The organism is Bacillus sp. AF62 (assembly GCF_050312695.1).
Taxonomy (GTDB): Bacteria; Bacillota; Bacilli; order Bacillales; family Bacillaceae_G; genus Bacillus_A; species Bacillus_A cereus.
Window position 1 is genome coordinate 33853 of sequence record NZ_JBNPJZ010000080.1, and the last position, 19671, is coordinate 53523.

Below are 19671 nucleotides of genomic sequence, written 5' to 3' on the forward strand. Positions count from 1 at the left end.
GGGGATTTACTTACATGTATGAAAAATGGAAAACCGCTTTCCTTACCATATCAACGCTTTTTTTAACCTTTTCTCTTGTATTCCACCCCCAAGCCGCTTTACAAGCTTCTATTCGCGGGTTAAATATATGGTGGGAAGTTGTATTCCCTTCACTACTACCGTTTTTCATCATTGCGGAACTTCTAATTAGTATCGGTGTTGTAAAATTTATTGGCGTTATATTAGAACCACTCATGCGCCCACTTTTTCGCATTCCAGGGATAGGTGGATTCGTTTGGGCAATGGGAATGGCTTCAGGTTTCCCTGCAGGCGCCAAACTAAGCGCTAGACTACGAAAAAGCAACCTTTTAACTCAGATTGAAGCGGAGCGCCTCGTTTCTTTCACAAATTCTTCTAATCCACTTTTTATTTTCGGTGCTGTGTCTATCGGTTTTTTTAATAATCCGAAATTAGGGATTATATTAGCGGCTGCCCATTATTTAAGTAACTTTGCTGTCGGATTAATTATGCGTTTTTACGGCCATAATACCGCTTACAAAAATAATACACACACTACAAAAAAACGCCGCTTTCAAAACCCTTTTTTAATTCTTCACGAGACACGCTTACAAGAAAAAAGACCAATCGGTAAATTACTTGGGGATGCTATCGTTTCTTCTATTCAAACATTACTTATGATTGGCGGATTTATTATTTTATTCTCTGTGTTAAATAAAATGATTACTGTATTCCACATTACAGCAGCTCTTTCTTTTATTATGCAACATATTTTATCATTCTTCCAACTAAGTACAGATTTTAGTATACCTATATTATCAGGTGTTTTCGAAATGACACTCGGAAGCCAAATGATTAGTCAAATAAATGAAACACCCCTCTTACAACAAGCTATGGTAACAAGCTTCATTTTAGCATTTAGCGGTCTTTCTATTCAGGCACAAGTTGCTAGCATATTAGCTGAAACAGACATCCGATTTAAACCCTATTTTTTCGCACGAATTATTCAAAGTATTCTTGCCCCTATTTTTACATTTATATTTTGGACACCATTTTATGAGAAAGTAAGTTCTTTCTCACCTATGCAAAAAGATATTCCTGTATTTTTATCCAAGCATCCTTCTATACTACATGAAATTTGGACATCTTTTATACATTACGGACCAATTTTCACATTATTTTGTCTATATTTATATGTTATTTTATTATTTTTTCGCACGTATAAAGAAAAACCCCGTTCACTTTAACGGGGTTTGAAACTTTTCTTTTAAAGCACGCTCTACAATAGGAGGCACAAGATCTACTACACTTCCTCCATACCTCGCAACTTCTTTCACAATACTCGAGCTTAAAAATGAATATTGGTTGTTTGTCATAATAAAAAATGTTTCAATATTTTCATCTAATTTTCGATTCATAGAAGTAATTTGCATCTCATATTCAAAATCAGAAACTGCTCGTAAACCACGTAATATTGCATTTGCATTACGCATTTTTGCATACTCTACTAACAGCCCACTATGCGAATCTACTTTTACATTCGGGATATCCTTTGTCGCTTCTCGAATTAGTTCTAATCGCTCTTCAACTGAAAAGAATGGTTTTTTAGATGAATTGTTTAAAACGACTACGTACACCTCATCAAATACTTTTGCTCCCCTTTTAATAATATCCAGATGCCCAAGGGTAATTGGATCAAAACTTCCTGAAGAAATAGCTATACTTGTCATTCTGTCCCCTCACCTTCATACTTATAAATCGATATTGCAGTAATCCCATAATTCTCAGCTCGTACTTTTACAAGCTTTCCTATTGAATCAGGTAAAACCACATCATTACCATGCTCTGCCATAATTAATCCATCACTATGTAGCAATCCATGTTGATCCATTACACTAATTAAAGATACAATTTTTTGCTCTTTATATGGTGGGTCTATTAATATAAGATCGAATGACATTTCACGTTTTATAAGCGCCTTTACTGCACGTTCCGCATCATTTCGATATACTTCAGCTTGTTCCTGTATTCTACAACTTTCTAAATTTTGATGAATTACTTTTATCGCTTTACTATCCCTATCAACAAAAATCGCTTTATCGATCCCTCTGCTCAAAGCCTCAATTCCAAGGCCACCACTACCACCAAATAAATCAAGGGCGATACCACCATCAAAATAAGGACCTATCATATTAAAAATAGATTCTTTTACTTTATCTGTCGTTGGACGTGTTGTATTACCAGGAACCGCTTTAAGTGGGTGTCCTTTACATTTTCCTGAAACTACTCTCATCTGTTGTCACTACCTTTATTTCAATCTATCGAGCGATTATAGAAAGCCATTCCCACTTCGGTAACCGTTAACAAATTACATTCACCAAAATATTAGAAAACTCAGCATCAAATAACCACTCATTATTTTTATGTATTCATCTCATCATTCACTAATATGAATCCAATATGTATATTAGTTCCACTTTATCTTTTTTATCCTATCACAAAATAAAAAAAAAGAAAAATAAAAAGCCTGACATAAAATTTAATTTCATTCATGTATATCTTCATTTAGATTGGACATAAATAATTATAACAACATCACCTTCGATGTTGTTGCCAACCGCGGAGAAGACTTACGTTTCCCCATAAGTTCTTCCTCCGGTTTCTCCTCTCCCTTTGCCTTCTTACTAGTACATGCTAGTATAAGAAGGGCCCTGCTATGCAGGGTTTTTTTTCTTTGTATGCTTTTCATTTAAAAAGTGAAATGGTACAGTAAAAGAAAGAGGAGGAAAAAATATGATTCAACGCTTTATAGAACTCGGAGAAGGCTACTCTGATTTATATGAATTACTTGAAATTGCCAAAACAAATCAAGAACGTATAGCACATATGTTACAATTTGAAACGATAAAAAACGATAAAAAAGTGTGTTCGCTTGTTGTAATATTAAAACCAACTACTACTGGTGATTTCCAACCATTATACATATGTCGTGAAGGCATTCCTGTATTTGAAAATAAAAAAAGTAAACGTGTCATTTTATTTGAAGAAACGGCAGAGCAACTCGGAAAAAAAGTGGCTACTTTTACTGTAAAGCCATCTACAACTTTCCCAGAAAAAGAACTATTTTTTAATCATTTAATTGGTATTTTACGAATGAACAATTTCATTCCTCCGATGAAATAACACTTTATTTCAATTAAAAAATCCCCCGCTAAATTTAGCAGGGGATTTTTTCTATTAGCTATAATCGTATTCTTTTGCTCGATCAGGACGGGAATTTTCAAATTCCGTTTTTAAATACGGGCGATACGACTGTTCTATCTTTTTCACAAAAGGAAGTTTGTTCAATTTATGCATCATATGCTCAATTTGTTCCATGTCACAATATACTACAGCATATTTTAATCGTTTTGATATGTAATGTATGTTACCATATTTCCTTAAAATCTTGGCATGTTTCAATGAATGTAAATAAACAATCATACTTTGTCGTTGCCCGAACATAATCTTCTCCATCTTCTCCTTTTAAAAACATATATTTTATATTCTATGAAAACCAATCAGAAATTTATAACATTACAGGACAAACTCTGTATACGTTTCCTTCCAACTTCTAAAAAACGGGGTACATCACCCCGTTTTTTTACAACCACAACCTCCGCCAGTACCACAACCTCCACCACAGCCACCAGCATCAAAGAATGGATTCCCTGTTGGCACTTTAATGGAAGAAGACACTTCCGAACCGATTGCTACACTAACTTCATCTAATAACTTCTGCAAAGCAGTTTCTGCTCTTTTAAAAGCTGCAACCTTATCATGTAAGTCCACAGAACGCTTTAATTCTCTCATTTTCATCGATACGGTAGTGTAGTCAGGATGGTATTTTCCAAAACGCTGTACTTCCTCATACCGTTCTTTCATCGCTGTAAATTGCTGAATTAACGTCTGAAGTTCCATATCTTCATGTAATTCTCTATAATACTTACGATAATCTTCTGCTATATCTGAACAGATAATCGCTTTTGCAAGCTGCTCTGCCTTATCTAATATTAATACGCTTTCTAGCGTCGCTACAATCATGAGAGACACCTCCGAGTATCCATCATACCACATTTAGATTAGAACTACTAATTGAAGTGACTTACTCAAAAGAAAGATATAATGAAACTATTTTCACACTATATCCGTACACACTTATACATTAATATGTTCCGCTATATTATATTTAAGAACATCCCATTTCCCACTATTTTGTTTCACATAACTAATACACGCATTTTTTAATGGTGTCTTAAATGTAATTTCATCTGGTTCAATGGCATGTAAAATTGCTTTTATCGCGTGTGAGTGAGCAACAATAATAATACGTTTGCCAAAATGAGTTGTTGCAACATCTTCTAAAGCAGCAAAGCAACGAGCTACAATCTCTTCATCTTGCTCCATACCTTCTACTTTACCCTCAGCAATCAACTCTCTAACAGTCGCAACTGGCTTCCCTGAAGCTTCTCCAAAATTCCGTTCAACAAATCGATCATCTAATAAAATCGATTGTAATCCAGCCGCCTTTGCGATTTCATTAGCCGTTTCTTGCGCTCTAATTAACGGGCTACTTATAATGATATCCCACGTTTCTTCTTGTAAAGCAGCTGCACTTTGACTCGCTTGCTTCTTACCAACTTCATTAAGCGGAATATCTTCTCGCCCCTGAATAATTTCTTGAAAATTCCAATCAGTTTGTCCATGTCGTACTAAACAAATTTCCGTCATGCTGCAACTCCTTTTTAAATAATCAATCTCTATTGTAACAAAAGTTCTGCATGACGGACATATTTTTCACTTGTAATTAGGTTGCATTTTGTTGCTTCATATACTGAAACATATCAATCATGATCGAAGCAACAGCCAATTGATTTTGAAATTTTTCCACTTTATCTGGTATTGTTTTTTTGAAATGTTGCATCGCCGCTAACTCAAAAGCCTCTTTTTCTTCAGGATTTCGTGTTAATTTTCTATACCAGTACGGTTGCTCTCTAATATAGCGAGATAAATCCTCATCAGCCTTTATAAACTCCATAATTTCTGCTCTCATCATCTTTCCCCCTAATCCTTTTGAAAGAAAAACGGGTTATTTTCTGAAGTACTTTGTTCTTGCTGCGTACGGTTACCTTGAAATTGCTGAATAACTTGTTGCACGCTCCCAATAGCACTCGTCACATTAGCTAAATGGTTCTGCATTTGTTCCACGTCCAACTTTTTAAAAAAAGAAAGCATTTGCCCCATCACATCAGCAGTTTTTTCCTCTTCAGTTCGATTATCTTTTTCTTTTTTATTTTCTTTTACCGAAGAAAACGCAGGCGCTCCATCCGGTCTATAAGTTGCCCATATTGGATCTTCTTCACCAAGTAAGTACCATTCTTCATAAAATTGTTGCCAAGTTTTGTGACCACTTCTAACCTCATGAACCATTTTAGGGTGATGGTTTACAAATTCTTTAAACTGTTGAACCGATGGATGTAACGGCCCTTTTGTTGTTGGCATAATCCTCACCTCTCCATGTATATCTACTATATAGTAAGAAAAAAAAGGCGCATGGTTCGCCTATTTTTAGACGATTCATGCACCTTTTTTTCTGCTATTTCCATACGGTCAGATTCCCACCTACAATTCAGTGAATACGAAGTAACTAATTAGGTGATGTAACACCCCATTGCTTACAGTTTCGCTTTATTTTCGAATAAAGTTTTGTGTATAAAATTTATCGTATACACCAACACCTAATCCTGTAAATTGTTCATTTAATAAATTCTTTCTATGCCCCTCACTATTTAACCAACCTTGCACTGCCGCAATTCCATCACTATGTTGCGCCGCTATGTTCTCACCAGCAAGTTGAAATCCTACTTTCCCGCGCTGCAAACGATCTCCTAGCGTACCTAATGTAGGTGAGTCATGAGAAAAATAATTATTGTCTTTCATATCTTTACTGTGACCAACAGCAACATCTGCCGTTTCCTGATCCCATGTTAATAATGGTAATTTATGACGACTTCGAATGATATTTGTTAAATCAAAAATTTGTTGCATATTCCCATTTTCTACTTGTTTTATCTTTTCTGGAGTCAATGGTTGTTCTGCTATTAATTCACCTGAATAAACGAGCTGATACGGTCTTTGGCGTAATAAAGTTTCATCATCCATATAACGAACACCCACAAGCTCATGTGTAAATTGATCAAAATACAATTGCGCCCATCCATCTTCTACAGGTATTAACGGTTGTTCCATGACTTCGGTATCAGATAGTTCAAATTGATAACTATTTTTCCCTCTTTTTAATGAAATTTCATGCGAAAGCGGACTTTTTTTATATACTTCTTCATATTTTTCATTTATATAATAAGGTGGAACCTTAACTTGTTCACCAGCAGCGTACGCCGTTATAACTTTACGTTCAGAAACTCCGAATTGAACATACTGAGTTAAATCCTGATTGTATACCCACCATTCATATCCGTATGCAGATGGCTCTATTCGAGAGGGTTCTCCCCACTTCGCTAATAAATTTTCAGAGTCTTCACCAATCATATTTAAAACAGTGTCTGAGGAGTCTTCCTTAATTTGCTTTTTCTTTTTCACAATTTTATTTTCTTGCTTTGATTGAGATGGGGTTAATATATATTGTGAAACGAGTAATTTCCCGTATAAATCAACAGCTAAAATTAAAATTGTAATCATTACGATACGCAATAATTTCTTCAAACGATATACCTCCTGAACAAAACATAAAATTGAGATATACACAAATCCTTTTCTTTCTTTTTGTGTGTACCGTACTCTTTTCACTATATCATATTTTTGTGAAAAAAGTCTGGATTATCCCTTTTCTCTCAATATGAATTGCACTTTCTTATTATTCATACTATTATAAAAATAATGGTGTAACATTAAAAAAGGAGGTATTATATGCAATTTACAAATACGAAATTTAATGGAGCCGTCGTTGAATTAACTCTTTTAACTGAAATCATGGAAAACAACCACTTCGTACTTGCTGGACAGTGGGATTATGAACGGGTTACATACGATTATAAATTTGAAATATTAAATGATGTTTATTATTTGCGAGTGCAAGGAGTTGCTGTTGAAGGTGACATCGGCAGTAGACACGCTGAAGTAAAACTACTCCCTCCCTTATTAGGAAAACATTATTATCCTCACGGCGTTGAATATGGCGATGATGAGACTTTCCCAACGAATGTACTTCAAAAAAGTGAACAACTCCTACAAAATGTCGAAAAAGAGTTAAAGGAACTTCAAATTATTGATTAACAAAAACAAGCGCATCAATATGATGCGCTTGTTTTATTTCCCTTCCCTAAGAATGAATCGTTTTTTTTACTGGATATCCATAAATAGATCCATCTTTTACTTTAATCTCATCTTCCCAAGGAACCTTATATTTACCTTCAGCTAAATCTTTTACAAACGTATATGGGTTTTCTTTCACCCCACCAGGAGTTGCTACATATCCTCTTGAACCTAGATTATATATATTATTTTCTAATCCCCATCCTAATCTAGCCTGATCTGCTAGTTCTGGATATACTTCAGCAGTAACAATCTCCCAAGGATTTCGATGCCCCTGTACTAAAGTAGTCCCATCAAAATTACATACTTGTCCTTCACCAAAGTAATAAAATACACCATCATAACCCGCTAAGTTTACCGACAATGTATACATTAAATTCTGCCATGCATTTGAACGATTGGTTAGCATCCATTGTTCACTAACTTGTGTGCTATACCCAGAAATACGAATCAAGACATTTGCACCTTTATAGGCTGCTTCACGAGCTACTTCAGGGAACATGCCATCATGACAAATACAAACAGCTAATTTACTTCCTCCAGGTCCATCACAAACAGGTAAGCCTAAATCTCCAGCTTTCCAAGGCTCGACTGGCACCCAAGGATTTAGCTTACGATACTTCAAAATCATTTCACCTTGTGGATCAATAATAACTGCTGTATTATATGGCTCTCCACCATCAGGGTTTTTTTCCATTATTGAAAAAACACCATATACTTTAGATTCCTTACATGCCTCAGCAAATAAGTCTGTTTCTGGCCCAGGCACTGTACATAAAAATTCTTCTGTAGTCCATTTTTTTGTATTGAGCCCTTGTGTACTATATTCAGGAAATACTATCAATTCTAATCCTGGGTAACCTGATTTGGTCGAATGAATTGTTTTTATGATTTGTTGAATTTGTTTATCAATGTCTGCACGTGACTCTACTACTGGTACTGGATATTGAATTAGCGCTGTCAAAAAACCACTAATCGGCTTTACCATACTTCCACTACTACCCATTTAAATTCCCCCTTAAAATAGTTCGTATTTATTAAAGATAACAATATATATTTGTAACTCTCTAAAAAACTTGCACTACATATGGAATTATTACGTATGAAAGCTAGTAGTAAATTTTATATCCACTTTTAGTACACGCCTACACTAACTTAACATAAATAATTAGAAAATTCAATCTTTTATAAAAAGCTAAAGCTAAAACTAAAAAAGAAAAAGCGTATGGAATCCCATACACTTTTTTTACTTAGTTTGTAAATACGGCGGCAATTGTTGTAACTGCTCCTTATCCTTTTCACGTTCTCTACGTGCCCATCTAAAGAATACATAGCCTATAATTGTACCGTACACTATTTCCTGGACAATTTTCATTATGATACCACCAGTTTGCTGGTCTTGTACTACTGGCATCCAGTGCAAAAATTCCGGTCCCGTTATATTTAAATCTGATAAAGTGCCCGCTGGTACACATAGTTCCATCGCTTTCATCCAAGCAGCCGGATCCGTATACGTTGTAAATAACGGGGCTGTCGCAAAAATTATTAACGCACAAGCTGGCGTTAATAATATACCATTAGCAAACATGTAACCAAGTTTCTTTATATCACTTAACGTTTGATATTCTGGTAATGGATTTAACATCGGCCACCACATCATGATTGCTGTAAAAAACAATATAGCGAGACAAATAGGATGAGCAATTTGACTTTGTTTTACCGTATCAAAAACAACTGGTAAATGATAAAAAGAAAACAGGCCGTTAAATACAAACAACGCAATAAGTGGTTTAGCAAATACCTTTAATATAATTTGAACGAACTTAAAAGAAGTAATGTAACGATATAACCAAGTTGGTATACCAAGCAACAGTAACGGTGGAACTGCAATATACATGACTGCCATTTCAAACATATGAGCACTAAATATAATATGGCCAATTAAATCAATAGGCCCTCCCTTTACAAAATACAAAAGAACAATACCAGTCGTAAAATAAAAAATTTGCTTCTTACTTACCTTCGTCGCATTTTCAAATCGCATTCTATAAGGTCCAATAATTAAGAAGTACCCAATAAGAATCGAAAGCATAAATAATAAAAAAATTGGACTCCATAAAGCCTGAAAACCAAATATCCACAAGTTACTCATTTTCACACCTACCTTCGTAAGGTTATCCCATAATATGAAGAGGGAGCTGTGACAACACAAGCTCCCTTATATTTCACTTTTCAAATCCACACAATTGTCATAAAAGCTAAAATTGTAATTAACCCTATTAGCAGGCCAGAGTAAAGAAAGAAACTTGCTGCTTCATGTCCTTTATGGCTCATATGCATAAAATAATACAATTGAAAAATTACTTGTACCACTGCTAATAGTAAAATAAATGGCACAGAGAAAGTCGGACTAAAAGTTTTTGGGTACGCCACTGCTACAAATGCAACTAATGTTAAAAAAATCATTAATGCAAACGTAATAACTTGATGCTTCATTTCCTCCGCACTTTTTCTCTTCCGATAAACAAGATCAACTTTAGGATTATTCGTTTGCTTTATCGCCATTGTTTATCCCACCATTCCCATTAAATATACTACAGTGAAAATAAACACCCAAACTACGTCAATAAAGTGCCAATAAATTGATGCAACATAAAACTTCGGTGCATTGTATAAATTTAGTCCTCTCTTCGCATTTCTAAAGATTAATGTTAAAATCCAACACAACCCAAACAATACGTGGAGTCCATGTGTACCAACAAGAGCATAAAATGCAGAGCCAAACGCACTACTTCTCATAGTATGCTTAAATTCATGTGTATAATGATAAAACTCATATATCTCAAACCCTAAAAATCCTAAACCTAGCAATACAGTTACTAGTAACCAAAGTTGCATTTTCTTAAAGTTAAAGTTTTTCATGTGATACATCGCATATACACTTGTTAAGCTACTCGTTAATAAAAGCATCGTCATAATGAAAACGAGTGGCATTTGGAACATTTCTTGAGATGTTGGTCCACCATTTGTAGAATTCTTTAATGCTAAATATGTTCCGAATAAGGAAGCGAACAACACTGTTTCGCCTCCAAGAAATAACCAAAAACCGACAAACTTATTTTTCCCTTCAAGGGTTGCTTTTTCAGGCTCTGCTGGAAATGTTTCATTCGTTAATTTTTCATCTACATGCATTATGCCTTGCCCCCCTTATCATCTAAATCTTCCTTATGAATATGGTATCCATGATCATCGATTACTGAACGTAGGAACATTGCGCCAAATGTAATGATTAAACCAATAATTGCTACTAATAACCAGAACTTATCTTTTCCGCCCTGCATATACATTGCACCAAATGCCGCTATAAACAATCCGAAAGAAATGACAAATGGTGAAAACGAAGGATTTGGCATATGAATATCACCAATTGGTTCCGCTGCTGTCATCTCTTTATTACCTTCACGTTTTTCAATCCAAAACGGATCTAATCCGCGAACAAATGGTAGTTGTTTAAAGTTATATTCTGGTGTCGGTGCTGGCATCGTCCATTCTAATGTACGTGCATCCCACGGATCACGACCAGCTTTTTCTTTTGATACTGTCGTTTTAATTACATTGAATAGAAGAACAATCGTCCCAAGAGCCATAAACACCGCTCCGATAGAACTAATCATATTCCCCATTTCCAACCCTTGCCCTTCAAGATATGTGTAGTAACGGCGTGGCATACCAATCAAGCCAAGGAAATGCTGAATAAAGAACGTTAAATGGAAACCAATAAAGAATAGCCAAAACGTTATCTTTCCTAATGTTTCATTTAATACTTTATTAAACATCAGTGGCCAATAATAATGAGCTCCTGCAAGTAAACCAAATACAACACCGCCAACGATTACATAATGAAAATGTGCTACTACGAAATAGTTATCATGAAATTGATAATCAGCTGGTGCAGATGCTAGCATAACCCCTGTAACTCCCCCCATTACGAATGATGGAATGAAAGCTACTGCCCACATCATCGGTGTCGTAAAACGAATATTTCCGCCCCACATTGTAAAGAGCCAGTTGAATATTTTGATACCAGTCGGAACCGCAATCGCCATTGTTGCAACTGAGAAAATAGCATTAGCAACTGGACCAAGTCCAACAGTAAACATATGATGCGCCCATACCATAAATCCTAAAAATCCAATTAATACAGTCGCAAACACCATCGATGAATAACCAAACAATCGTTTTTTCGAAAATGTCGCGAAGATTTCTGAGAATATTCCGAAAGCTGGGAGTATAAGAATGTATACTTCTGGATGACCGAAAATCCAGAATAAATGCTCCCATATAATTGTATTCCCACCCAATGCTGGATTAAAGAAACTTGTTCCAAATAAACGATCTAACATTAAAAGTCCTAATCCTACAGTTAACGGTGGAAAAGCGAATAATATAAGCGAAGATGTTACAAATGTCGTCCATGTAAACATCGGCATACGCATATACGTCATTCCTGGCGCACGCATATTAATAATGGTGACAAGGAAGTTAATCCCTCCAATTAATGTACCAATACCTGAGATTTGCAAACCGAGTACATAGAAATCAACACCATGACCTTTAGAAGCTAAAGCTAAAGATGCATAAGATGTCCATCCTGCATCAGGTGCTCCACCTAAAAACCAACTTAAATTTAAAAATACTCCACCAAAGAAAAATAACCAAAATCCGAGTGAATTCAAAAACGGGAACGCTACATCACGTGCACCAATTTGAAGTGGTACAGCGGCGTTCATAAATGCAAACACGAGTGGCATAGCTGCGAGGAAAATCATTGTTGTACCGTGCATCGTCAATACTTGATTATAAGCATCCCCAACAAGAAAAGCGTTGTTAGGAATCGCTAATTGAAGGCGAATAAATAGAGCTTCTATTCCGCCTATTACAAAAAACAATCCACCTGCAATTAAATAGAGAATGGCAATCTTTTTATGGTCTACTGTCGTTAAATAATCCCATATGACAGCACCCATCCCCTGTTTTTTTGCTACAGAACTCACGTTTTCAACCTCCCCTTCGCGAATAATCCCTCTTTACTTTTCAACTTTTAACGTTTGTAAGTACGCATTTAATGCATCAATTTGATCATCCGTTAAGTTGCCATATTTGCCAGTCATTTTGTTTCCTGGCTTCATATTTTCAGGATCTTTCAGCCATTTTTTTAAGTTTTCTTCATTGTTTTCGGCAATACCGGCAACCATATCGCGATCCGCAAAGTTTGCTAAGTTTGGTGCGATACGAGCGGAAGGTGGTCTACTATCATTAGATCCAACTGCGTGACAACCAATACAGCTTTTATTAAATATTTCTTGGCCCTCTTGCGCCTTTGTTGAAGCTACTTCTTTCTTCCCATCAATCTTCTTCATATCAGCAAGCCAATTTTTGTACTCGCTTTCATCTAAAGCTTTCACTTTAAATTGCATTAAAGAATGTGATGGGCCGCAAAATTCTGTACAAAAACCATTATAAGTGCCCGATTTATCTGCCTTTAACCACATTTTGTTCACATTGTCTGTATTTGTATCCATTTTCCCAGCTAAAGATGGAACCCAAAATGAGTGTTTAATATCGGCACCCTTCAAATTTAAATACACTTTCTTACCTGTGGGGATGACTAAATCTTGCGAAGTTACTATCTTTTCTGATTTATAAGAAAATTCCCACCAATAAAGATTCGCTGTTACATCAACAACGATAGTATCTTTATCAATATTCTTTTTCTCCATCGCACTTACATCAGCAAGTTTGAATGTATATGTAACCGTTGGAACAGCTAAGATTAGTAAAAGAATAATCGGAATAACTGTCCATATAATTTCTAGCTTGTGATTTCCTTCAACTTGCTCTGGAATATAATCTTCCTGACCTTTCTTTTGTCGGAAACGCACAATTACATACAAGAAAATAATAGTAACTACTAGTACTACTCCTACCATGATTGCACTCGCCAGTAGAAGTAAATCATATTGCATTTTTGCTACTTCTCCTTGCGGAATTAAAGTAGATTGAAAGGCTTTACCGCATCCCCCTAACAGTAAAGCCAGCAGTGAAACGAACGAAAGCAGTCGCCACTGTTTCTTCATACAAACAACCCCCACTTTCCTTGTGAATTAGATTGTACTTTATAGTTAAGTAAAGTAAATCTCAACGTAAAGAAATCCAATTATGTCGTTGTCTTAGAAGAATGTAACTACAATCATTGATACAAATAAGATTGTTAAATAATTTAGGGAATAAACAAACATTTGCACGGACCATTTTATGTCATCTTTCTTACGGAATCCATAAAATCCTAAAGCGATCCATCCGATGTTAAGCAGTGTTGCAATTACCATAAATGTTATCCCTAGTCCACTCATATAAAATGGTAGTGGTAATAAACATACTGTCCAAATCATAATTTGGCGTTTCGTAATTTCAAATCCATGAACTACAGGAAGCATTGGAATTCCTGCATTTCGATATTCATCAACACGTTTCATCGCTAATGCAAGGAAATGTGGGATTTGCCAAATAAACATAATTAAAAATAACATCCAAGCAATTGGATGACCTAAAGATGGATCGATTGCTGCCCATCCAATTAAAGGTGGAACTGCACCAGATATACTACCTACAACAGTATTTAGTGTATACTTTCTCTTTGTCCATAAACTATATAGAACAACATATGTGAAAGCACCAATAAATCCCATTAAGACTGCCATTGGTGTTGTTAATAATAAAAATACAAAACCAAGAAGTAATATGACTAGTCCAAATGTAAGTGCAAATCCTGGTTTATACTTTCCAGTAACCGTTGGACGGGTCTTTGTTCTTTCCATTAATGGATCGATGTCTCGATCAATGTAGTTGTTTAAACAACATACCCCTGCCATAACTAATCCAGAACCAACGATTGTAAAGAATAACTTATCCAGATTGTCCATTACACTTAATCCATTAAAGTGTAATGCCAACCAAAATCCTGTAAATACAGTAAGTGTATTTGAGTTTACAATCCCCATTTTAACGAGTGCTTTTAAATCTTGTATCCGAGTTGTTTCCGGTACACTTGTAACAGCGGACTCATCATGCAGCTCACTTGTTGCATGGTTCATCACTCTAACCCCCTCTTAAAACTTTCATCTTTCTTTTTGCGCCTATTTCAAATGAAATAATTCGCTTCTATATAGCAATATTATTACAGTAGAAACATTGTTAACCCATTCTACTACTAATCTACGCCCATACTCCAATATATTAAATCATATTTCCCGAACATTTTGTGAAGAAAACATGAACTTTTTGTGTCGAATATAAAAAACTTCATTCTGACTTGTCCTTATCATAACATGATGTTACCTTCTATAATAAACTATTTTATCCTATTTAACACGTATTCTCCCCATTTCTTTTCAAAATAGCCTATTTTTCACCTAAATTTTTCCTTAGGAACCCTGTTTTTACACCTATTTTCTCCCCCTTTCCTTTCCCCTCCATTTCTTTGCTATTTTATTATTTTTTATATATCATAGGAACTAGCGCGTTTTATTCTATACATAATGGAATGAAAATATTTCGCAATAACTTCATAGCAGAAAGATGGTGAAAGAGATTGCAACGCTTTATTAAATGGTTAGCAGTCATTACAAGCCTTGATTTATTAATAGTTTTATTAGGAGGCGCTTTAGTTACAAAAACAGGTTCTGGTCAAGGTTGTGGTAAATCATGGCCACTTTGTAACGGTGAATTTGTTCCATCTAATTTATCAATGGAAACTATTATTGAACTTAGCCACCGATTAACATCAGGATCAGCTGGAATTCTTGTCACTCTCCTTTGTATTTTGTCCTGGAAATATTATAAACATGTGCGTGAAACAAAAACGTTAGCAATTTTATCCTTCGTATTTTTAGTTGCACAAGCATTAATGGGAGCAGCAGCAGTTGTTTGGGGACAAATGCCAGCTGTACTTGCTATCCATTTCGGTATTTCCTTAATTTCATTTGCTTCTGTCATTTTATTAACGTGTCTTATCTTTGAAATTGACCAAAAATTTGATGCACGTTCTCTTATTATGGACAAAAAAATGAAATTTCATATTTATGGTGTAACAATTTACAGTTATATCGTCGTCTACACAGGTGCTTTAGTACGTCACGAACGAGCTAGCTTAGCCTGCCCAGACTTTCCTTTATGTAGCAAAAACAGACCTATGCCAACTCAACTACATGAATGGGTTCAAATGGGCCATAGAGTTGCAGCAATGTTAATTTTCGCTTGGATACTTTACGCGATGATTCTCGCTATTCGTCATTACAAACAGCAACCTGTAGTATATTGGGGATGGATCATTTCATTTATCCTTGTTACACTTCAAGCTGTAGTAGGAATTTTAGTTGTATTTACAAACGCTAGTTTAGCAATGGCATTGTTACATTCTCTATTCATTTCTTGCTTGTTTGCCGTACTATGCTATTTAGTTATGTTAGGAACAAGAAGTAAAGTGAATGCAAAAGAAGCCGGATCAACTTCTAAACAAACAAAATAATTTAAAACTAAAATCCCTTGCCAATTCGGCAAGGGATTTTTTGCAATAAAGAAAAGAGCTGTATTTACACAGCTCTTTTCTTTATTTTAGTGATCTAATTCAATAAGTAAATCTCCCGTTTGAATTGCATCACCATCGTTAACATATACTTTTTTCACTTTACCATTGAACGGCGCTTGAACTGTCGTTTCCATTTTCATCGCTTCTGTAATTGCCATAGAATCGCCTTTTTTCACTTCATCGCCTTCTTTTACAACTACTTTAATTACCGTTCCTGGCATTGTTGCACTAATGTGATTTGGATTTTCACGGTTTCCTTTCACACGTTGTGCAACTGTTGCTTTCACACTCTCGTCTTTCACGACAATTTCACGTGGTTGACCATTAAATTCCAAGTAAAGGACACGATTTCCATCCGGCTGTGGTTCTCCAATTGATACAAGTTTAACCATCAATGTCTTACCTTGTTCAATTTCCACATCAATTTCTTCACCTAGTCTCATACCATAGAAGAATGTCGGTGTATCAAGTACAGATACATTTCCATAAAGCTCAGCAACTTTTTCATAGTCCATAAATACTTTTGGATATAATGCATATGCAACTACATCAAAAATTGTTACTTCGCGTCCAAGTTTATGGAATAATTCTTCTTTTAACGCGTCGAAATCTACTGGCTCTAGTAGTTCACCTGGTCTTACTGTTAACGGCTCTTTCCCTTTTAAAATAATCTTTTGCAATTCTTTCGGGAAACCACCGTACGGTTGACCTAAATCACCAGAGAACATTTCAACAACAGATCCAGGGAAGTCCAAAGCATGTCCACGCTCTAAAACATCTTGTTCTGTCAGGTGGTTTTGAACCATAAATAACGCCATATCGCCAACAACTTTTGATGACGGTGTTACTTTTACAATATCTCCAAACATGTCATTCACACGACGGTACATTACTTTCACTTCATCAAAGCGATCTCCTAAACCAACCGCCTTCGCTTGTTGCTGAAGATTACTATACTGTCCACCTGGCATTTCATGCATATATACCTCTGTGTGAGGTGCATTCATACCACTTTCAAACGGTGCATAGTATTTGCGTACATCTTCCCAATAATGAGATAGCTTTTCTAAAGAATCGATATTAACATCTGGTTGTCTTTCATTTCCACCTAGTGCATAGAATAATGTGTTCGCACTCGGTTGTGACGTTTGACCAGCCATAGAACTCACTGCTACATCGACAATATCAACACCTGCTTCAATTGCCTTCGTATACGTTAATATACCATTTCCACTCGTATCGTGCGTATGCAGGTGAATCGGAATCGATACCGTCTCTTTTAATGCTGAAACTAAATCATATGCTGCGTTTGGTTTTAGTAGGCCAGCCATATCTTTAATACCTAAAATGTGAGCTCCCGATGCTTCCAACTCTTTTGCTAAGTTTTTATAATAATTCAAATCATATTTACTACGTAATGGATCATGAATATCTCCTGTGTAGCACATTGTTGCTTCTGCAATTTTACCAGTATCTCGTACAGCATCAATTGCAACTCTCATACCTTCTACCCAGTTTAAACTATCAAAAATACGGAACACATCAATGCCTGCTTGAGCAGAACACTCCACAAATTTTTGAATTAAATTATCTGGATAGTTTTTGTAGCCAACTGCGTTTGACGAACGTAGTAACATTTGGAATAAAACGTTCGGCATTTTTTCACGAAGATCTAGTAATCGTTCCCATGGATCTTCTTTTAAGAAACGATACGCGACATCAAACGTTGCACCGCCCCACATTTCAGCTGAGAATAGGTTTGGTAACATTCTCGCTGTTGGCTCTGCAATTTGATGTAAATCTTTTGTACGAATACGAGTTGCAAGTAATGACTGATGTGCATCACGGAATGTTGTATCCGTTAAAAGTACACGGTTTTGATCCTGTACCCATTTTACTAATCCATCTGCTCCACGCTCGTCCAAAATTTGTTTCGTTCCATTTTGGATTGGCTCTGAATGTTTTAAACATGGAATACGAGCATCTGGGAATATTGGCTTTTCTTTTTTCCCTACTCCTGGGAAGCCATTTACTGTTACTGAACCAATATAATTTAACATTTTCGTTCCGCGGTCTTTACGTTTCGGGAATAAGAATAGTTCAGGTGACACATCAATAAACGAAGTATCATATTCTCCTGATAAGAAGTTTTTATGTTTTACTACATTCTCTAGGAATGGAATATTTGTTTTAATACCACGAATACGGAATTCTTTTAAGTTACGTTCCATTTTTGCAGCAGCTTGCTCAAAAGTAAGTGCCCAAGTTGTAACTTTTACAAGTAAAGAATCGTAGTATGGTGTAATAACTGCACCTTGGAAGCTATTTCCTGTATCAAGACGCACACCAAAACCACCGCCTGATCGATACGCCATAATTTTTCCTGTATCCGGCATAAAATTATTTAGTGGGTCTTCAGTTGTTACACGAGATTGGATTGCAAATCCGTGTACAACCACTTCCTCTTGCTTCGGAACACCTACTATTTTACTATGTAATGCATGTCCATCAGCTATTAAAATTTGTGATTGAACGATATCGACTCCTGTGATCATCTCTGTAATCGTATGTTCTACTTGAACACGTGGATTTACTTCAATAAAGTAAAACTCATCATCTTTTACAAGGAATTCTACTGTTCCTGCATTTAAATAGTTTACATTTTTCGTTAACTTCACAGCAGCATCACAAATACGCTGACGCAGATCATCTGAAAGTGATACACTCGGTGCTATTTCTACAACTTTTTGATGACGACGTTGTACAGAACAGTCACGCTCGTATAAATGAACAACATTGCCTTCTTCATCTGCTAAAATTTGTACTTCTATATGTTTAGGTTTTTCAACGAATTTTTCGACGTAAACTTCATCATTACCAAAGGCTGCTTTCGCTTCTGATTTTGCTCGATTATATGATTCTCCTAATTCCTCACTAGTACGCACAATACGCATACCACGACCGCCACCACCAAGGGACGCTTTAATAATAATCGGGTAATCATACTTTTCAGCAAATTTTTCGACTTCTTCTAATGAATCTACTGGACCATCACTACCAGGTATAACTGGAATTTGTGCTAGCTGCGCTTGTGTTCTTGCTTTCACTTTATCTCCAAACATATCTAAATGCTTACTTTTCGGACCGATAAAGATAATTCCTTCTTCTTCGCAACGTTTCGCGAATTGAATATTTTCTGACAAGAAACCATATCCAGGGTGGATTGCATCTACATGATTACTTTTTGCAATCTCAATAATGCCTTCAATATCTAGATAAGCATCAATTGGTTTTTTTCCTTCCCCAACTAAATAGGACTCATCGGCTTTATAGCGATGATAAGAACCACTATCCTCTTTCGAATAGATTGCAACTGTTTTTAATCCAAGTTCCGAACAAGCTCGAAACACACGAATTGCAACCTCTCCACGGTTAGCTACCAATACTTTTTGAATACGTTGCAGCTTTGTCATGATTTTCCCCCTCTACTTTCCTACCACTCTAGAGATAAAATATATACACACCTTAAAAAGCGTGAAGTTCTTCACTTTCCACATTATATTATACTTAGAAAGCTTCACTTTATTTTTATCCATCATACCTTATTTTTTAACAAATGATAAGTTTTCTGTGCAATTTGTTTCACAAAAATAGTA

At 35.7% G+C, this 19671-nt stretch carries 20 protein-coding genes; 4 read left to right on the forward strand and 16 right to left on the reverse strand.

Features of this window, described 5'->3' with window-relative positions; all coding sequences use genetic code 11:
• Positions 1-14: 14 nt before the first annotated feature.
• Entirely contained in the window at positions 15-1244 is a 1230-nt protein-coding gene (gene ylbJ, locus ACQRBL_RS19515; RefSeq protein ID WP_411996193.1) for a sporulation integral membrane protein YlbJ, read from the forward strand.
• On the opposite strand, the gene coaD is transcribed toward ylbJ, so the two are convergent.
• On the reverse strand, positions 1236-1727 hold the full coding sequence (gene coaD, locus ACQRBL_RS19520) for a pantetheine-phosphate adenylyltransferase (protein WP_000200601.1): 492 nt from the start codon (positions 1725-1727) through the stop codon (positions 1236-1238). The genes ylbJ and coaD overlap by 9 nt on opposite strands.
• Positions 1724-2290, reverse strand: coding sequence for a 16S rRNA (guanine(966)-N(2))-methyltransferase RsmD (rsmD, locus tag ACQRBL_RS19525; RefSeq protein ID WP_001266976.1), 567 nt, complete (start codon positions 2288-2290; stop codon positions 1724-1726). Before rsmD ends, coaD begins: the two co-directional genes overlap by 4 nt.
• Positions 2291-2790: 500 nt before the next feature.
• On the opposite strand from rsmD, the gene ACQRBL_RS19530 reads away from it, so the two are divergent.
• The gene (locus tag ACQRBL_RS19530; RefSeq protein ID WP_000616017.1) at positions 2791-3180 is read left to right on the forward strand and encodes a DUF7147 family protein; all 390 of its coding nucleotides are present in this window, start codon (positions 2791-2793) and stop codon (positions 3178-3180) included.
• 54 nt (positions 3181-3234) lie between these two features.
• Here ACQRBL_RS19530 and ACQRBL_RS19535 read toward each other — a convergent pair whose 3' ends face one another.
• The 6 genes from ACQRBL_RS19535 to ACQRBL_RS19560 form a co-directional block, all read right to left on the reverse strand.
• Positions 3235-3501, reverse strand: a complete 267-nt coding sequence (locus tag ACQRBL_RS19535) for a YlbG family protein (protein WP_002082261.1) — start codon at positions 3499-3501, stop codon at positions 3235-3237.
• Between the two features lie 126 nt (positions 3502-3627).
• Positions 3628-4080, reverse strand: a complete 453-nt coding sequence (locus tag ACQRBL_RS19540; protein ID WP_000634366.1) for a YlbF family regulator — start codon at positions 4078-4080, stop codon at positions 3628-3630.
• Between the two features lie 114 nt (positions 4081-4194).
• On the reverse strand, positions 4195-4767 hold the full coding sequence (locus ACQRBL_RS19545; protein ID WP_000134944.1) for a histidine phosphatase family protein: 573 nt from the start codon (positions 4765-4767) through the stop codon (positions 4195-4197).
• 76 nt (positions 4768-4843) lie between these two features.
• Complete coding sequence (locus ACQRBL_RS19550) at positions 4844-5089, reverse strand: YlbE-like family protein (RefSeq protein ID WP_001200990.1); 246 nt, start codon at positions 5087-5089, stop codon at positions 4844-4846.
• An 11-nt stretch (positions 5090-5100) separates the two neighbouring features.
• Entirely contained in the window at positions 5101-5538 is a 438-nt protein-coding gene (locus tag ACQRBL_RS19555) for a YlbD family protein (RefSeq protein ID WP_001143346.1), read from the reverse strand.
• 186 nt (positions 5539-5724) lie between these two features.
• Positions 5725-6759, reverse strand: coding sequence for a CAP domain-containing protein (locus ACQRBL_RS19560; protein ID WP_000735387.1), 1035 nt, complete (start codon positions 6757-6759; stop codon positions 5725-5727).
• A gap of 204 nt (positions 6760-6963) precedes the next feature.
• On the opposite strand from ACQRBL_RS19560, the gene ACQRBL_RS19565 reads away from it, so the two are divergent.
• Positions 6964-7329: a YugN family protein gene (locus ACQRBL_RS19565; RefSeq protein ID WP_001160949.1), complete on the forward strand. Its 366-nt coding sequence runs from the start codon at positions 6964-6966 to the stop codon at positions 7327-7329.
• A gap of 46 nt (positions 7330-7375) precedes the next feature.
• Here the strand turns inward: ACQRBL_RS19565 and ACQRBL_RS19570 are convergent, their stop codons facing one another.
• From ACQRBL_RS19570 to ctaB, 7 genes are all read right to left on the reverse strand, one after another.
• A complete protein-coding gene (locus tag ACQRBL_RS19570) occupies positions 7376-8374 on the reverse strand; it encodes a formamidase (protein ID WP_000535802.1) in 999 nt (332 codons plus the stop codon).
• Positions 8375-8614: 240 nt separating this feature from the next.
• Positions 8615-9520, reverse strand: a complete 906-nt coding sequence (gene ctaG / locus ACQRBL_RS19575; RefSeq protein ID WP_411996194.1) for a cytochrome c oxidase assembly factor CtaG — start codon at positions 9518-9520, stop codon at positions 8615-8617.
• A gap of 80 nt (positions 9521-9600) precedes the next feature.
• Positions 9601-9933, reverse strand: coding sequence for a cytochrome c oxidase subunit IVB (gene ctaF, locus ACQRBL_RS19580; RefSeq protein WP_000985703.1), 333 nt, complete (start codon positions 9931-9933; stop codon positions 9601-9603).
• Between the two features lie 3 nt (positions 9934-9936).
• Positions 9937-10560, reverse strand: coding sequence for a cytochrome c oxidase subunit III (gene ctaE, locus ACQRBL_RS19585; protein ID WP_000557861.1), 624 nt, complete (start codon positions 10558-10560; stop codon positions 9937-9939).
• Entirely contained in the window at positions 10560-12395 is a 1836-nt protein-coding gene (ctaD, locus tag ACQRBL_RS19590) for a cytochrome c oxidase subunit I (protein ID WP_170924972.1), read from the reverse strand. Before ctaD ends, ctaE begins: the two co-directional genes overlap by 1 nt.
• Before the next feature lie 60 nt (positions 12396-12455).
• Positions 12456-13505, reverse strand: coding sequence for a cytochrome c oxidase subunit II (gene coxB / locus ACQRBL_RS19595; RefSeq protein ID WP_000745273.1), 1050 nt, complete (start codon positions 13503-13505; stop codon positions 12456-12458).
• 93 nt (positions 13506-13598) lie between these two features.
• Entirely contained in the window at positions 13599-14522 is a 924-nt protein-coding gene (ctaB, locus tag ACQRBL_RS19600) for a protoheme IX farnesyltransferase (protein ID WP_001015053.1), read from the reverse strand.
• 497 nt (positions 14523-15019) lie between these two features.
• Here ctaB and ctaA point away from each other — a divergent pair, with 497 nt between their 5' ends.
• On the forward strand, positions 15020-15955 hold the full coding sequence (ctaA, locus tag ACQRBL_RS19605) for a heme A synthase (protein WP_001188740.1): 936 nt from the start codon (positions 15020-15022) through the stop codon (positions 15953-15955).
• 86 nt (positions 15956-16041) lie between these two features.
• Here the strand turns inward: ctaA and pyc are convergent, their stop codons facing one another.
• The gene (gene pyc, locus ACQRBL_RS19610) at positions 16042-19488 is read right to left on the reverse strand and encodes a pyruvate carboxylase (protein WP_411996195.1); all 3447 of its coding nucleotides are present in this window, start codon (positions 19486-19488) and stop codon (positions 16042-16044) included.
• Positions 19489-19671: the final 183 nt, after the last annotated feature.

Coding starts and splice junctions, on each gene's coding strand:
- ACQRBL_RS19530 (WP_000616017.1), top strand. CDS start 2,791: ATGATTCAACGCTTTATAGAACTCGGAGAAGGCTACTCTGATTTATAT.
- coxB (WP_000745273.1), bottom strand. CDS start 13,505: ATGAAGAAACAGTGGCGACTGCTTTCGTTCGTTTCACTGCTGGCTTTA.
- ctaB (WP_001015053.1), bottom strand. CDS start 14,522: ATGAACCATGCAACAAGTGAGCTGCATGATGAGTCCGCTGTTACAAGT.
- ACQRBL_RS19550 (WP_001200990.1), bottom strand. CDS start 5,089: ATGAGAGCAGAAATTATGGAGTTTATAAAGGCTGATGAGGATTTATCT.
- ACQRBL_RS19555 (WP_001143346.1), bottom strand. CDS start 5,538: ATGCCAACAACAAAAGGGCCGTTACATCCATCGGTTCAACAGTTTAAA.
- ctaD (WP_170924972.1), bottom strand. CDS start 12,395: ATGGGTGCTGTCATATGGGATTATTTAACGACAGTAGACCATAAAAAG.
- ctaG (WP_411996194.1), bottom strand. CDS start 9,520: ATGAGTAACTTGTGGATATTTGGTTTTCAGGCTTTATGGAGTCCAATT.
- coaD (WP_000200601.1), bottom strand. CDS start 1,727: ATGACAAGTATAGCTATTTCTTCAGGAAGTTTTGATCCAATTACCCTT.
- ACQRBL_RS19535 (WP_002082261.1), bottom strand. CDS start 3,501: ATGTTCGGGCAACGACAAAGTATGATTGTTTATTTACATTCATTGAAA.
- rsmD (WP_001266976.1), bottom strand. CDS start 2,290: ATGAGAGTAGTTTCAGGAAAATGTAAAGGACACCCACTTAAAGCGGTT.
- ACQRBL_RS19570 (WP_000535802.1), bottom strand. CDS start 8,374: ATGGGTAGTAGTGGAAGTATGGTAAAGCCGATTAGTGGTTTTTTGACA.
- ctaF (WP_000985703.1), bottom strand. CDS start 9,933: ATGGCGATAAAGCAAACGAATAATCCTAAAGTTGATCTTGTTTATCGG.
- ctaE (WP_000557861.1), bottom strand. CDS start 10,560: ATGCATGTAGATGAAAAATTAACGAATGAAACATTTCCAGCAGAGCCT.
- ylbJ (WP_411996193.1), top strand. CDS start 15: ATGTATGAAAAATGGAAAACCGCTTTCCTTACCATATCAACGCTTTTT.
- ACQRBL_RS19545 (WP_000134944.1), bottom strand. CDS start 4,767: ATGACGGAAATTTGTTTAGTACGACATGGACAAACTGATTGGAATTTT.
- pyc (WP_411996195.1), bottom strand. CDS start 19,488: ATGACAAAGCTGCAACGTATTCAAAAAGTATTGGTAGCTAACCGTGGA.
- ACQRBL_RS19565 (WP_001160949.1), top strand. CDS start 6,964: ATGCAATTTACAAATACGAAATTTAATGGAGCCGTCGTTGAATTAACT.
- ACQRBL_RS19540 (WP_000634366.1), bottom strand. CDS start 4,080: ATGATTGTAGCGACGCTAGAAAGCGTATTAATATTAGATAAGGCAGAG.